At 69.5% G+C, this 13,101-nt stretch carries 13 protein-coding genes; 6 read left to right on the top strand and 7 right to left on the bottom strand.

The genetic code is table 11. From position 1 onward, the window contains the following. Window positions 1-120: 120 nt before the first annotated feature. Window positions 121-1,518: a pyridoxal phosphate-dependent decarboxylase family protein gene (locus MQC88_RS00985; RefSeq protein WP_243318384.1), complete on the top strand. Its 1,398-nt coding sequence runs from the start codon at window positions 121-123 to the stop codon at window positions 1,516-1,518. Between the two features lie 164 nt (window positions 1,519-1,682). Here the strand turns inward: MQC88_RS00985 and MQC88_RS00990 are convergent, their stop codons facing one another. The 3 genes from MQC88_RS00990 to MQC88_RS01000 are packed head-to-tail and all read right to left on the bottom strand — an operon-like array spanning window position 1,683 to window position 5,442. Further along, a complete protein-coding gene (locus MQC88_RS00990) occupies window positions 1,683-2,735 on the bottom strand; it encodes a glutathione synthetase (protein ID WP_243318386.1) in 1,053 nt (350 codons plus the stop codon). Then, window positions 2,729-4,639 carry a peptidase MATCAP family protein gene (locus MQC88_RS00995; protein WP_243318389.1) on the bottom strand — a complete coding sequence of 637 codons (1,911 nt, stop codon included), beginning with the start codon at window positions 4,637-4,639 and terminating at the stop codon, window positions 2,729-2,731. The genes MQC88_RS00990 and MQC88_RS00995 overlap by 7 nt, the downstream gene beginning before the upstream one ends. After that, window positions 4,636-5,442 carry an N-formylglutamate amidohydrolase gene (locus MQC88_RS01000; protein WP_243318390.1) on the bottom strand — a complete coding sequence of 269 codons (807 nt, stop codon included), beginning with the start codon at window positions 5,440-5,442 and terminating at the stop codon, window positions 4,636-4,638. The genes MQC88_RS00995 and MQC88_RS01000 overlap by 4 nt, the downstream gene beginning before the upstream one ends. Window positions 5,443-5,722: 280 nt before the next feature. Between MQC88_RS01000 and MQC88_RS01005 the strand changes: the two genes are divergently transcribed. Then, window positions 5,723-5,962 (top strand): hypothetical protein, encoded by a 240-nt coding sequence (locus MQC88_RS01005; RefSeq protein ID WP_243318392.1) that lies wholly within the window; start codon window positions 5,723-5,725, stop codon window positions 5,960-5,962. A gap of 168 nt (window positions 5,963-6,130) precedes the next feature. On the opposite strand, the gene MQC88_RS01010 is transcribed toward MQC88_RS01005, so the two are convergent. Further along, on the bottom strand, window positions 6,131-7,252 hold the full coding sequence (locus tag MQC88_RS01010) for an NAD(P)/FAD-dependent oxidoreductase (protein ID WP_243318393.1): 1,122 nt from the start codon (window positions 7,250-7,252) through the stop codon (window positions 6,131-6,133). Between the two features lie 105 nt (window positions 7,253-7,357). Next, window positions 7,358-8,230 (bottom strand): diguanylate cyclase domain-containing protein, encoded by an 873-nt coding sequence (locus MQC88_RS01015; RefSeq protein ID WP_243318395.1) that lies wholly within the window; start codon window positions 8,228-8,230, stop codon window positions 7,358-7,360. Between the two features lie 147 nt (window positions 8,231-8,377). On the opposite strand from MQC88_RS01015, the gene MQC88_RS01020 reads away from it, so the two are divergent. Continuing rightward, window positions 8,378-8,596, top strand: a complete 219-nt coding sequence (locus MQC88_RS01020; RefSeq protein ID WP_243318397.1) for a hypothetical protein — start codon at window positions 8,378-8,380, stop codon at window positions 8,594-8,596. Between the two features lie 24 nt (window positions 8,597-8,620). Here MQC88_RS01020 and MQC88_RS01025 read toward each other — a convergent pair whose 3' ends face one another. Further along, window positions 8,621-9,394, bottom strand: coding sequence for a CPBP family intramembrane glutamic endopeptidase (locus tag MQC88_RS01025; protein WP_243318399.1), 774 nt, complete (start codon window positions 9,392-9,394; stop codon window positions 8,621-8,623). Between the two features lie 167 nt (window positions 9,395-9,561). Here MQC88_RS01025 and MQC88_RS01030 point away from each other — a divergent pair, with 167 nt between their 5' ends. From MQC88_RS01030 to MQC88_RS01040, 3 genes are all read left to right on the top strand, one after another. After that, entirely contained in the window at window positions 9,562-10,263 is a 702-nt protein-coding gene (locus MQC88_RS01030) for a DUF1993 domain-containing protein (protein WP_243318401.1), read from the top strand. After that, window positions 10,260-11,192: a M14 family metallopeptidase gene (locus MQC88_RS01035; RefSeq protein WP_243318402.1), complete on the top strand. Its 933-nt coding sequence runs from the start codon at window positions 10,260-10,262 to the stop codon at window positions 11,190-11,192. Before MQC88_RS01030 ends, MQC88_RS01035 begins: the two co-directional genes overlap by 4 nt. 91 nt (window positions 11,193-11,283) lie before the next feature. Next, the gene (locus MQC88_RS01040; protein WP_243318404.1) at window positions 11,284-12,171 is read left to right on the top strand and encodes a CPBP family intramembrane glutamic endopeptidase; all 888 of its coding nucleotides are present in this window, start codon (window positions 11,284-11,286) and stop codon (window positions 12,169-12,171) included. Window positions 12,172-12,216: 45 nt separating this feature from the next. Here the strand turns inward: MQC88_RS01040 and MQC88_RS01045 are convergent, their stop codons facing one another. Further along, on the bottom strand, window positions 12,217-12,765 hold the full coding sequence (locus tag MQC88_RS01045) for a peroxiredoxin (RefSeq protein WP_243318406.1): 549 nt from the start codon (window positions 12,763-12,765) through the stop codon (window positions 12,217-12,219). Window positions 12,766-13,101 lie beyond the last annotated feature (336 nt).

A 13,101-nucleotide genomic window follows, 5' to 3' on the forward strand; every position in this document is an offset into this window, starting at 1 on the left:
GACCTGCGGCAAGCGATGGCGGCTCGCCCGATCCAGGCGCCAGGAGTGCGGGGTGGCACGGCCTGCTCCTGCAAGCCCGCGGGGCTACGATACCCGCGCCACCGCAGCCGGGAACATCGCATGAGCAGCCCGTTCGATCCACTCCTCGACCGCGCCCACCGGCACGCCAGTGCCTTCCTCGACGATCTGCCGCAACGTTTCGTCGGCGCACGCGCCGGGCGTGGGGAAATGATGGCGGCGCTGGACGCGCCATTGCCGCAGCAGGGCGAGGATCCTGCGGCGGTGCTCGACCTCCTCGCCGTGCAGAGCGGGCGTGGCGCTTCGGGTTGCGCCGCGCCGCGCTATTTCGGCTTCGTCATCGGCGGGTCGCTGCCGGTTGCGCTGGCGGCGGACTGGCTGGTGTCGACCTGGGACCAGAACGCCGGGATCCACGTCATCTCGCCGCTCGCCGCCGCGCTGGAGGAAATCGCGGCGCGCTGGCTGCTGGAGCTGTTCGACCTGCCGCGCGAAAGCGGCGTCGGCTTCGTCACCGGCTGCCAGATGGCGCACTTCACCTGCCTAGCCGCAGCGCGCCATGGCGTGCTGCGCAGGGCAGGGTGGGACGTGGAGGCCGATGGCCTCAATGGCGCGCCGCGCATCCACGTCGTGGCCTCGCGCGAGGCGCATGTCACCGTCGAGGTCGCGCTGCGCTACCTGGGCCTTGGCATGCGCGCGCTGGTGCAGGTGGAGTCCGACGACCAGGGGCGGATGCAGGACCAGCGCCTGCGCGAGCTGCTTCCGACCCTGCAGGGCCCGGTCATCGTCTGCGCCCAGGCGGGCAACGTGAACACCGGCGCCTTCGATCGGCTGCGCGGGATCGCCGCCGCCGCGCATGCGCATGGCGCGTGGCTGCATGTCGATGGCGCCTTCGGCCTGTGGGCGCGCGCCAGCGGCGAGGAAGCCGTGCGCGGGCTTGCCGACGGCATCGAGCTCGCCGATTCCTGGGCCACCGACGCGCACAAGTGGCTCAACGTGCCCTACGACAGCGGCGTGGCGATCGTGCGCGACGCCGGCGACCACCGCGATGCGATGACCTCCAGCGCCGCCTACCTGATCCAGACCGGGGGCGCCGAGCGCGACGCCGTCGATTGGGTCCCCGAGTTCTCGCGCCGCGCGCGCGGCATCCCGGTGTACGCGGCGTTGCGCGCCCTCGGTCGCGATGGCGTCGCCGACCTCGTCGACCGCTGCTGTGCGCGTGCCCGCCAGTTCGCCGGACTGCTGTCTGCCGAAGCAGGCGTCACCATCCTGGCTGACGTCGTCCTCAACCAGGTGCTGGTGCGTTTCGGCGACGACGACGAGCTCACGCGTGCGGTGGTCGCGGGGATCCAGGCAGACGGCACCTGCTGGGCCAGCGGCACCACCTGGCACGGCCTCGCGGCCATGCGCATCTCGGTCTCCAACTGGGCGACGAGCGAGGACGACGTCGCCGTCAGCGCCGATGCGATGCTGCGCGTGTTCCGCAGCCTGCGCGAGGCCTAGCAGCCCCGGCCTGGCAGCACAAAGGACCGCAAGCCCCATCCCGGGCGTGGAGTCAGCGGACGGTGGTGCTTCGTGGCCGACCGCCCCCCGCTGGCCGCGCCCGAGCCGGCGGCCCGCGGGCCCCGGCCCGGCTGGACGTTACCGGGACCGTGCTTCCTCCGCGCCTACATGACCGCCAGCGCGGAGTTGACGAAGTGGCCGGGGTATTCGTCTCGGATCTGCAGCTTGCGCTCGATCGAGGCGATGATGTGCGAGGCGAAGTTGACCCCGGCCATTTCGCTGCAGGTGAACAGGTTGCCCGGGGTGAACACGTTCACTTCCAGGATGGTGTCGCCGATGATGTCGATGCCCACCAGAAACATGCCGTCGGCCTGCAGCTTGGGCCGGATCAGTTCCGCCAGGCGAAGTTCGCGCTCCGTGATCTTCACCGGCTTTGCAGTACCACCGGCATGGATGTTGCTGCGAACGTCGTCCTCGGCGCCTACCCGGCGCATCGCCGCGAACTTGCCGTCCACCTGCAACGGGACGCCGTTCATCATGAACAGGCGGATGTCGCCCTTGTCGGCGCCCGGGACCACGGCCTGGGCGATGATGTAGCCGTCGCGCGAGATCGCCTCCGCCATCTGGTTGAGGTTGCCCGAAGATTTCGAGTTCACCACGAACACGCCCTGTCCGCCGGAGCCCTGCAACGGCTTGAGCACGACCTTGCCGCCATTGGCCTTGGCGAAGGCCTTGATGTCGCTGGTGTTGCGGGTGATCAGCGTCTTGGCGCGCACCTCGCGAGGGAACGACTGGAAGTACAGCTTGTTGATCGCCAGCGAGAGTGATTCCGGGTCGTTGAGTACCAGGACGCCCGCATCGGCGGCCCGGCGCCCGAACTGGATGCCGATGGTCTCCGCCCAGGGCCGCTCGCTCGCCTCGCGGGACGGATCGCTGCGCAGCATCAGGACATCCAGTTCCTCCACGTCGATCAACCTGCTCTTCCTGCCGGCGTTCTTCAGCGCCTTGAAGAACTCGTCGCGGCTGCGCGACCTGCCCTTGCCGGGGGGGATCATGCGTGCGTGCACCTGCAGGGTGTCGTCGGGGCTCAGGACGAAATCGCCCGGGGTGAGGTAGCACACGTCGTGGCCCCGGCGCGAGGCTTCGTGCGCGAGCACCGTCGTGGTGTAGCGCGGGTATTCGGAGTCGATCGAGTTGACGAAGAAGGCGATCACCATGGCGGGTCTTCCCTGAGCATGTCGATGAAGGATTGGCCCTGGCGCAGACGCGACAGCATCGCGCGCGCGCCGGGGCGTTCGAGGAATTCAGGCGTGGCCACCGGTGCCCGCAGCATGCCGCGCGACTCCAGCTCTTCCACCACCGGCACGTGGCGCTCGGCGATCTTGCCGTACCAGAACGGATCGAGCGGGCGGCCTTCGGCGACCCAGCGCAGTGCCTGCTGGAAGCCACGCAGGTAGATCGCATCCTTGGTCAGGCCGCCGGATCGGAAAACCCGGGTCACGATGTTGAATGCCCCATGGGCGGAAAAGCCGTGCTCGCGGTGCAGCAGGCGGTGGCAGGCGATGAAGTCGGCCCCGTCCAGCATCGCCTCGACCACGAGCACGCGCGCAGCCAGCAGGCGCAAGCGTGCCACCGTCAGGCCCCCGACCAGGAATTCGGCCAGGACGCCCAGCCCTTCCTGCAGGCCTTCATAGCCGGCCAGGCCGGCGCCAAAGATGCCAAGCCCTTGCTGGTTGCCGTTGACGAAGGTGAGGACGTGCACGCTGATCTCGTGCTGCAGCAGCGGGTCCAGGCGTGGCTTGGGCACGCTGGTGGCGGTGGAAATCAACAGCGAGCGGCCCGACACCATCAGCCCCGGCCCGATGTCCGCGCGCAGGCAGGTCTCCGCGATGGCGAAAGCGGGGGCGCGTTGCGCATAGCGCCCAAGCATGCGCTGCGCTTCGGCCTGGACCACGGAGGCATCCACGCGCGGCGCGGTGCCCCGGGTCCCGGGCGGGAACGCCTCCAGGATCACGCGCGCCAGTTCGAGCAGCGAGCGTTCCACTGCGCCGTATTGCAGCAGGGACACGTAGCGGAAGGCGCTGGTATTTCGTCGCTGCAGCATCATCAGCTGCTGGTCCAGCTCGATTCGCTTTTCGCCGAACAGCTGCTCCAGCACCGGGTCCTCGACCGCGCGCAGGTCGATGGCATAGAGACGGCGCTTGGCGGCATCCGGGTTGATCGGCAGCGGGCGGTAGCGGAATTCCGGCGGCCGGCGTCGCTTGCCGGCTTCGAACTCCTCCCAGGCCTGCAAGGTGTTGATCGGGGACACGCCCAGGAGGAAATCGAACGAGGCGCTGATCCGGGCGAGCGCGCGGTCGGCGCGGGTGGCGGCCTGGACGAAGCGCCGACGCCCGAAGGAACGATGCTGCGGGCGTCCGCCGCGGTCGCGGTCGCGATCGCCGGCGGCGACCCGTTCGACGAAGTGGGCCACCGCCTGCAGCAACGCGTCGGAAACGGCGACTTCCAGCTGGTGGTAGATCTGCGGGTAGATGCGCCGCCCATCACCCGGGATGCGATGGATCTGCGGGATGCCGAGCGACAGCCGCGAAATCCCCTCGCGGCCCTCGAGGGCAGCCTGGATCCCGGGCGATGCGGGCAGCAGGCCGGATCTGCGGACTTCGGGTTTTCGCAGGTCGATCTCGATGTCCGCCAAGGCCCGCTCCAGGGCCTTCGCCACTTCCCGTGCGGCCGGGTCGTCGCTGGCGCCCAGAACGAAGTCGAACGGCTCCAGGCGCGGGCTCTGCTCTTGCACGCTGGCGTCGCGCGGCAGGTCGTGCAGGTCGACCAGCAGGAAACGCGGGTAATCGGCTTGCAGCTGGTCCAGCAACCCCCCGACCTGGATGCCGGCCGATGCATCGGCCGGCTCGTCGCCGGCCTCGGGCCAGATCACGCTGGCCGCGCCGATCGAGGCAATCCGCCGCGCGAGGCTGAACGGCGCGTCGGGGTAGCGGGCCAGCAGCAGGAACGGCAACGGTCGGTCCAGGTACACGCGACCGCCATCGGGCAGGCGGCGGCGATAGGCATGCTCGCCGTCCAGGTGCGGTGCTGGCGGCTTCCGGGCAGGCGCCCCTGCGCTCACGCCGGTTGGCCCAGCAGGACTCGTGCCTGCGCGGCGACGTGGCGGATGAAATACCGCATCGCCGCAAGCTCCCCCGGGTCGGGGGTTCCGGTCCACTCGTCCATGTAGAACTTCTTGAACTCCAGCGCGATCGCGCAGCCGGTCCGGGGATAGCGTTCGTGCACGAACCGCGCCAGCTCGCCCTTGCCCTGGAAGGCCACGTTCTCGCGCACGTCCAGCCGGCGGCCGTTGAAGTCGAATGCGCGCATCGCCTCCATCAGCGGATCGAGCAGGAAAGCCCAGTGTTCGCGCGGCATCGAAAACGTGCCGATGTTGATGTCGGGGGCGGACGCCTGCGGCATCGGCGCGGCGTCGGCACCCTTGCGCCGGTGGTTGTAGCTGTGCACGTCGAGCAGCACGAAGCGGCCGTGCCGCGCCACGATGCCGTCGAGCAGCGCGGCGAGCATGTGGTAAAAGCCGCGGTGGTAATCCTGCAGTCGCCGCAACAGCGCGCCGGAGGGCGGCGCGCGCCAGACCTGCAGTCCCCAGCATTGCGCGGGATCCAGGTAGATCGCGTCGCCAAGGCCGCGGTTGAGGTCGGCTTCGAATCGCGATCGCAGCGCGACCACATGGTTGGGCACGTCCATGATCGCCTGGCCGGTATGGGGATCTTCCTCGCGCAGGCGCGCGTCCTCGGGCAGCACCATCGCGGCGCAGGTGCTTGCGTCGAGGTCGTGTCCATCATGGATCGCGGTGGCGATGACTGGGTCGTCGCCGCACTGGACGATCCACCAGGGCGGCGGAGCGGGGCGGGCTGCGGTCATGGCGATACGATTGCCGATGCTGTGTGGCCGATGCGTGTAGGAATCGGCGGAATGCCGCTGCCCGACGGCGTCGCGAAACGGCATTCGACGCCAGTGGAAGGGCTGTTCTCCAGTATCCGAGGCTTGTCCAGCCCTTGCGCTTGCGTTCAGCGACCGCGCGCCTTTCCCTGCGTGATGCGTGATCGACTGTCGTCGGGTTGACCCCGATCAAGGTCGCCGCATTCCGGCTCTTCCATCATTGCGCGGCCGGGAAACCCCGGTTTCCCATGGAGAAATCGCAATGCAGTTCGAACTGTCCACCCCCAACCTCGATGCCGCGAAACTCGCTGCCGCACTGCGACCGCTGGATCCCGATGCGCGCGTCGTCTTCGATGCCGGGCGCGGCCGCCTCGAGGTGATTTCCGTGGCCACCGCTGCACAGGTGCTGGGCGTTCTGGACGGAATCGGCTGCCCGGCGACGCCGCTGGAGAAGGAAGTCCACATCAGCGGCGGCAGCACCTGTTGCGGGCACTGCAGCTAGAACTGGAGAGACGTTCCCCGGGGTCGCGACCGGCAGGCGCGGCCGTTGCCGGGGGCGGATGTGGCCCGGCAACCCTGGATTGGCCCTTCCGTCCCCCTGCCTCGCTTTGTGCCGACGGGACCCCTGCGTCGTGATCCCGGCGCCAGCTTTGGCTGCTGGCTTCCGGCCTCAATTCCTGCGCTTGTGGAAGTACACCTGTTCGGCCGCCCAGCGCAGTGGCGGCGAGTGCAGCAGCAGGTCGAACGGCCAGTCGAACTGCAGGCGGTCGTAGGCCCAGCGCAGCGCGCGCTTGGCACGGAATCGCGGCGCCGCGGCAATCGCGACCTGTTCCGGCGCTGCGTCGCCGTCGCGCAGGTGCGCCGCGACTGCGCGGCCCACCGCCCAGCCGTGTTCCCAGGCCGCATGGATGCCGCCGGCGGTCACCGGCGAGACGATGCCGGCGGCGTCGCCGGTGAGGATGGCGCGGTCGCGCGCCATGTCGAACACCGGGCCGCTGCACGGGATCAGCCCGGCGCGGGTGTGGCCGGGTTTCAGGTAGCGCGGAAGCCCACCCGCGATGCCAACGCGCAGCAGGAAGCCGTCGATGTCGGGCACGCGTGCGTTGGCCGGGTCGTGGCGCAGTGCCAGTCCGGCCTGCACGCCGGTGGGGTTCTGCGCCAGCCAGCCGATGTAGCCGGGCGCGTAGCGCTTGCTGATGAAGCAGTGCAGGGCGTCGGGACTGGCCAGTTGCGCGCCGGGGAATTCGTATTCGATGCCGTAAAGGAACTGGCGCACCTCGCCGAGGCCGCAGCGGCGCGCGACGCGAGAGCGCGCGCCGTCGGCGCCCACCAGGTACCGCGCGTGGCCGGCCCCCTGCACCTGCCAGCCATGGTCGCAGCGTTGGGCATCGGTGAAGGCGCATCCCAGGCGCAGGTCGACGCCATGCGCACGCAGCTGTCCGGCGAGCCAGCGCATCACCGCCGGCGTGTCCGTGGCGAGGAAATAGTAGCCCGGCGCGGCCAGCGCCACCTGCCTGAGGCTGGGCGCGTACAGGCGCACCTGCTCGATCCGCCGCGTCAGTGGCGCGGGGACCTGGTTGAGCAGGGTGCGTTCGGCGGCTTCCTTGACGATGATGCCGGTGGTGCGCAGCTTGTCGCCAGGGTCGCGCTTTCGTTCCAGCACGCACACGCGCAGCCCGCGCTGCGCGGCGGCAATGGCGCACGCGGCGCCGGCGAAGCTGGCGCCGACCACGACCAGGTCGAAGCCGCTGGACGTCGTCGCGTCGTGGGTGTCGCTTCCGTTCGATCGCATGGCCGCAACGATGCCGCAGTGGTGCGAGGCGGCGATGGCGGCGGCGTGAAGCGGATCTGAAGTGGCGCGCGGCTCGCCCGATTGGGGCGACCGCCCGTGGCAGGCCTACACCGCGACCGCGCTCCCGCGCCGCGGTGCCTGCCGCCGCGCCGCATACATCGCGCGGTCGGCGTGGGCAAGCAGGGATTCGGGATCGTCGCCATCAGCCGGGAAACAGGCGATGCCGATGCTGGCATCCACGTGCACCGGCTCGCCTGCCGATACGCAGGGCGCCTGCAGGCGAGCGCGAAGTTCACGCGCGATCGCGCGCGCGGCGCCTTCATCGTTGCAGCCCGGCAACAGCACCACGAACTCGTCGCCACCCACGCGGGCCACCAGATCGCCGTGGCGCAAACCCTGCTGCAGTCGCTGCGCGACTTCCTGCAGGATCCGGTCGCCAGCGTCGTGGCCGCCGCGATCGTTGACCGCCTTGAAGCCGTCGAGGTCAACATAGAGCAGGGCCAGGCCGCCGTCGCCGTCGGCGGCATTCGCGATCGCGCGTTGCAGTTCGTGCTGCAGGCGATGGCGGTTGGGCAGGCCCGTCAGCGGATCGTGGCTGGCGCGGTGCTCGAGTTCCAGCTCGATGCGGCGCAACTCGGTCACCTCGCGGGCCACGCCGATGCGCACGCCCAACTCGGGCAGCCACTGCGCCGACCACTGGATGTCGATGCTGTGTCCATTCTTGTGGACGTAGCGGTTTCGGAAGTGGCGCTGGACTTCGCCGCGCATCACCTGTTCCGCCTGCCGCGCGGTCTGGGCGCGGTCGTCGGGGTGGACCAGCTCGAAGATGGGCCGGCCGATCACCTCGGCAGGCGCATAGCCGAAGATACGTTCGAAACTGGCGCTGGCGAACAGGAAACGGCCGTCGGCATCGACCACGCAGACCGCATCGGGCAGCAGGTCCAGCACGGTGGCGAGCGGGGGCAGCTTCGGGGTCATCGCTTCCATTGCGCGCCCGACTCGGTGGGCACATCCACCTTCATTATCGCAGCACTGCGTGAAAGGGCCCGGCTCATCCCCGGCGGCCGGAACCCGCGCTACCATGGGCATCGCAACCGGCCTGGTACCGGTTCCGGGAACTGCTGCATGCACAAGGCAACGATACTGGTACTGGCGGTGGGCCTGGGTGGCTGCGCCTCGATGTCGGATGCCGGTTGGCAGGGGCGCGATGCCGAGCCGTTCGATGCGGCGAAAGCGCAGTGCGATGACCAGGCCGCGGCGCAGGCAACGGATGGCGACGCCAGGACGGCCGCCTTCGAGGCCTGCATGCAGGCAAAAGGCTGGACCCGCCCCACGGAACGATAAGTCCGCGCGGGGCAGCGCGGGCGATCAGGCGTTGGGTGCGCGGGGCTCCGGCAGGTCGCGCCCACGCCCCAGGGCCAGTACCACCACCGTCAATGCCAGGTTCGCCGCGATCGACAGCAGCGGTGCATGCGCCGGCAGCGCGATGTCCATCGGGACCAGTGCATCGACCAGGCCATTGGCGAGGTTCCATCCCCAGTGCAGGCCGACCGCCGCCCAAAGAGAGCCTGTGCGCCACAGGGCCGTGGCGCAGGCGATGCCCATGCTGGCGAGTGACAGCCACTCCAGCGGGCCGTTGCCGATCCGGTAGACGTGGTTGAGCACGTACATCGTTGCGGAAAAGCCCACGAATGCCGCACCTCGGCGCCACGCGATGCCTGCGGCGCGATACCAGAAGCCACGGGTCAGGATGTCCTCGGCCAGCGACGGGACGAAGGTCGAAAGCAGCATCATCGGCAGCGCGGCCAGCAACACCGGCGACGGCATCGCGGAGCCCGCGGGGCTGGGGACCAGAATGCCGCTGCGCAGTCCGAGCCACGCTGCCGCCGCCTTCGCGGCGATGGCGAGCAACAGGCCGCCTGCCAGCCAGGACCACCCGCGCCGCGCGCGACCCAGCGCCCACGCACCGTAACCCCGGAACCCGAGCCAGTGCGACAGCGGCCAGGCGGCCAGCACGCAGGCCGTCATCAGCCCGGCCTGGATCGGAAAGCTGTGCAGCAGGCGCGCGCCCACGCCCTCGGCGGACTGGTACAGCACGAACAGGACGACGAAGGAGACGACGATGCGCGACCGTTGATTCATGCTGCCCCCAGGTGCTGGTCGGAGTCTATCGTGGAGCGCGGCCCGCGTGCCTGGACGTGCGGGAGCCGGGCACACCGGGCCCCCTGCCTTCCGGAGCGGCGTGGGAATCGACCGAAGCGGCCTCGTCGGAAGCGGGACCCGATGGGCTGTAGCAGCAGGCGCGGCGGGTGTTCGAGGTAACCGAACTGGTCCACCGGACCCTGCCGGTGGTCGGCATCAACCGCTGCAACCACATCGACGTCGCGGCGCGCACCATCGGCGGCCCTGACCGGACAGGATCGCCCTGGCCCTCGCCGACGGCCTATCCTAGTTCCGACCCCCCGCTGCCCTCCAAGACCATGGCAAACCAGAAGATCATCGAACTCCAGCGCGTCTTCGCCTCGCGACTGGCCGTGCTCGGGCATTTGCTCGACGTTGGCGAACAGCACTTTGCGGACCCCGATGTCTTCCTCGGCAAGCGGCTTGCCGCGGACATGTTGCCGTTCTCGGCCCAGGTCGCCTTCGCCTGCAACGCCCCGCGCGGATTCTCGCAGTGGTGCGCCGGGGAGCCCATCGAGAACCTGAGGCCGGACGACATCCGTTCGCTTCCCGAGGCGCGCGCAGCGATCGCGCAGACGCAGGAGCTGGTCGCAGGCATCGCGATCGACGACGCCAAGCTCGATGAGGCCAAGCGCATTGGCCTGGGGCCCGGACGCTATTGCGAACTGCCGGGGCACCAATACGTCGCCGATTACCTTTTGCCCAACCTGTATTTCCACGTCACCACGGCATACGCGATCCTTAGGCTGCTCGGCGCGCCGCTCGGCAAGGCCGACTACCTGGGTTTCCTCGCGCCGCTCATCAGGCACGAGGGCGGGGCAGGGGCATGACCACCGACACCTACCCGATCGGCACGCCCGGTGTTCCCTGGGGCGTCGAGGAGCGCGTCCAGTGGCGCGACGGCCAGATGCGCAAGCGCAGTTACGCCGAAGAGGTCGTGGCAGCCGTCGATCGACTGCGCGTTCGCTACGACGTCCAGCAGTACGGGCAACTCGATTATGGGGATGACCGCTACCCGCTGCTGGCGATCCGCAGCCGCGACTGGGACGACGCGTTGCCGGTGTTACTGGTCACGGGCGGCGTCCATGGCTACGAGACCAGCGGCGTGCATGGCGCGTTGCGCTTCATCCAGCGACATGGCGGCGATTACGCGGGCCGGGCCAACCTGCTGGTGGCGCCCTGCGTCAGTCCCTGGGGCTACGAACGCATCCATCGCTGGAATCCCGACGCCCTCGACCCGAACCGCTCGTTCCATGCCGACAGCCCGGCGAGGGAGTCGGCGGGGCTGTTGCGCCTGGTGGCGCCGCTGCGCGGGCGCGTGCTGATGCACATCGACCTGCACGAGACCACCGACAGCGACGAATCCGAATTCCGACCGGCGTTGGCCGCGCGGGACGGCAAACCGTTCGAACCGGGCGAAATCCCCGACGGCTTCTACCTGGTCGACGACACCCGGAACCCCCAGCCCGCGTTCCAGCAGGCGATCATCGACGCGGTGGCGGAAGTGACCCACATCGCCCCGGCCGACGGCAACGGCGAGATCATCGGCTCGCCGGTGGTCGCGCCTGGGGTCATTCGTTATGCGCTGGAGGAACTCGGCCTTTGCGCGGGCATCACTGGCGCCCGCTTCACGACCACCACCGAGGTGTATCCCGACAGCCCGCGCGCGACGCCCGAACAGTGCAACGCCGCGCAGGTGGCGGCGGTGCGCGCCGGGATCGATTTCGCGCTGGCGCAGGTCCCGGCGCGCACGCCTTGATCGCAGCCGTGATTCCGGTCGGCAAGGGGGCGCGGATTGAACGCGTCGTCGTCGGATGCGCCCTCTCCTGGCTGCCCCTTTGAGGATTTCGATGGCACGCGCCCCGTCCTCCGGCATCGGCCTGTTCCTGCTGCTGACCCTGCTGCTGAGCTGCGTGTTCTACCTGCCGATCATCGGCACCGGGCACCTCGCGGCGGGCAAGGGCATGTACGTCGGCGGGGTGATGTGGTGCCCCGGGATCGCGGCGCTGCTGACCTGTTACCTGCGTGGTGAATCCGCGGCGCGCCTGGGTTGGCGCTGGGGCGCGTGGCGCTGGCAGTGGCTGGCATACCTGTTGCCACTGGGGTACGCGGCCGCCGCCTACGCCATCGTATGGAGCACGGGTCTTGGCGGCTTCGGCAACCCGGAATTCGTCGCTGGCCTCGGCCCGATGCTGGGTTGGAGCGGCGCGCCCGGCTGGGTCAACGCGTCCGCCTATTTCCTGCTGCTTGGCAGCGTCGGGCTGGCGCGCAGCATGGCCAATGCGCTGGGCGAGGAGATTGGCTGGCGCGGGTTCCTGGCGCCGGCGCTGGTGGAACGACTCGGCTTCACCGGTGGCGCGCTGGTGACCGGCGCGATCTGGGGGGCGTGGCACCTGCCGGGTCTGCTGTTTGCCGACTACAACGCCGGCACGCAGTGGTGGTTCGCGTTCGCCTGCTTCCTGGTGCTGGTGCTGTCGAGCAGCGTGATCATGACCTGGCTGCGACTGCGCTCGGGCAGCCTGTGGACCGCCGCGCTGATGCATGCCAGCCACAATCTCTTCATCCAGGGCTTCTTTACGCCGATGACGGCGCCGAGCGGCGCGATCACTCCCTACGCCATCGACGAGTTCGGCTTCGTGCTGCCGCTGGTGATGGCGGCGGTGGCGTTGTGGTTCTGGCGGCGACGCCACGAGGTGCAGGCGGACGCCTACGGTGGCGCGGTCGCGCAAGCCACGTAGGCGGGCCGCACTCCGCTCGCGGGGTTTTCCGCGTTCGGACGGGCCCTACTTTTCGAGCGCGGTCACCGCATCCAGCATGGCCTTCACGTGCAGGTTCGGATTGAGGTCCGAATGTGCGGCGGCGATCGTGCTGGAAGGCGAGATCACGTAGGAAGTGCGGTCCGACCACCCGGGCTTGAGCTTCAGCAGCGCGTCGTATTGCCTTGCGATCTTCGCGCCGGGGTCGGCGGCGACCGGGAACTTGCCGCCGCAGTGTTCGGTTTCCTTCGAAAACGCGGCGAGCTGGTCGACATTGCCGGCGGTGATTCCGATCACGGTGGCGTGCTGCGCCTTGAACTTGTCGATCGCCTCGGAGAACAGGTGCGCTTCCAGGTTGCAGCCGGGGGTGTGCGCGGCCGGGAAGAAATAGAGCACCACAGGGCCCTGCTCCAGGGCATCGGCGAGCCTGAAGGTGAACGGCTCGCCGGCGAGGTAGGCCGGGGCGCTGAAATCGGGCGCCGGCGCGCCGACCTTCAATGCTGCGAACGCCGGCAATGCAAGCGCAAGCGCGCCGGCGGCGGCAAGGACGGCGAGATGGGGAAGTTCGCGTGCCATCGGGCGCTCCCGGGAGAGGTGATGGTGTTATACACCCGCGCCGTCGCCCGCGGATCCCGGCATGCCACAACCCGCTGCTTGCCGATCCTCCGGCGCCTTGGGATCGAATGCCGCCTGTCGCACGCGCCGTCACGTCGGGAAGGGCTGCGTCGAGCGCATCGACCATCGTGGTGGCCGGCTCCGATTGCCGCAACGGCGGATGTATCCTCGACGGGCGCTATTCACTGCCCGTCCCGAATGCACCCGACCACTTCCCTGCCGGTCCGCCGCACCGGTTCCTGCACGATCGCCGAATACCATGCCCCGTACGCGCCTGCAGCCGGCACCGGCGTGCGG

This window comes from Cognatiluteimonas sedimenti, assembly GCF_022808325.1.
In the GTDB taxonomy this organism is placed as follows: Bacteria; Pseudomonadota; Gammaproteobacteria; order Xanthomonadales; family Xanthomonadaceae; genus Cognatiluteimonas; species Cognatiluteimonas sedimenti.

What these genes read in the sequence shown, in the direction of transcription:
- MQC88_RS01045 (WP_243318406.1), bottom strand. Translation starts at nt 12,765, where the DNA reads ATGGCACGCGAACTTCCCCATCTCGCCGTCCTTGCCGCCGCCGGCGCG.
- MQC88_RS01010 (WP_243318393.1), bottom strand. Translation starts at nt 7,252, where the DNA reads ATGCGATCGAACGGAAGCGACACCCACGACGCGACGACGTCCAGCGGC.
- MQC88_RS01040 (WP_243318404.1), top strand. Translation starts at nt 11,284, where the DNA reads ATGGCACGCGCCCCGTCCTCCGGCATCGGCCTGTTCCTGCTGCTGACC.
- MQC88_RS01015 (WP_243318395.1), bottom strand. Translation starts at nt 8,230, where the DNA reads ATGACCCCGAAGCTGCCCCCGCTCGCCACCGTGCTGGACCTGCTGCCC.
- MQC88_RS01025 (WP_243318399.1), bottom strand. Translation starts at nt 9,394, where the DNA reads ATGAATCAACGGTCGCGCATCGTCGTCTCCTTCGTCGTCCTGTTCGTG.
- MQC88_RS00990 (WP_243318386.1), bottom strand. Translation starts at nt 2,735, where the DNA reads ATGGTGATCGCCTTCTTCGTCAACTCGATCGACTCCGAATACCCGCGC.
- MQC88_RS00985 (WP_243318384.1), top strand. Translation starts at nt 121, where the DNA reads ATGAGCAGCCCGTTCGATCCACTCCTCGACCGCGCCCACCGGCACGCC.
- MQC88_RS01005 (WP_243318392.1), top strand. Translation starts at nt 5,723, where the DNA reads ATGCAGTTCGAACTGTCCACCCCCAACCTCGATGCCGCGAAACTCGCT.
- MQC88_RS01000 (WP_243318390.1), bottom strand. Translation starts at nt 5,442, where the DNA reads ATGACCGCAGCCCGCCCCGCTCCGCCGCCCTGGTGGATCGTCCAGTGC.
- MQC88_RS01035 (WP_243318402.1), top strand. Translation starts at nt 10,260, where the DNA reads ATGACCACCGACACCTACCCGATCGGCACGCCCGGTGTTCCCTGGGGC.
- MQC88_RS01020 (WP_243318397.1), top strand. Translation starts at nt 8,378, where the DNA reads ATGCACAAGGCAACGATACTGGTACTGGCGGTGGGCCTGGGTGGCTGC.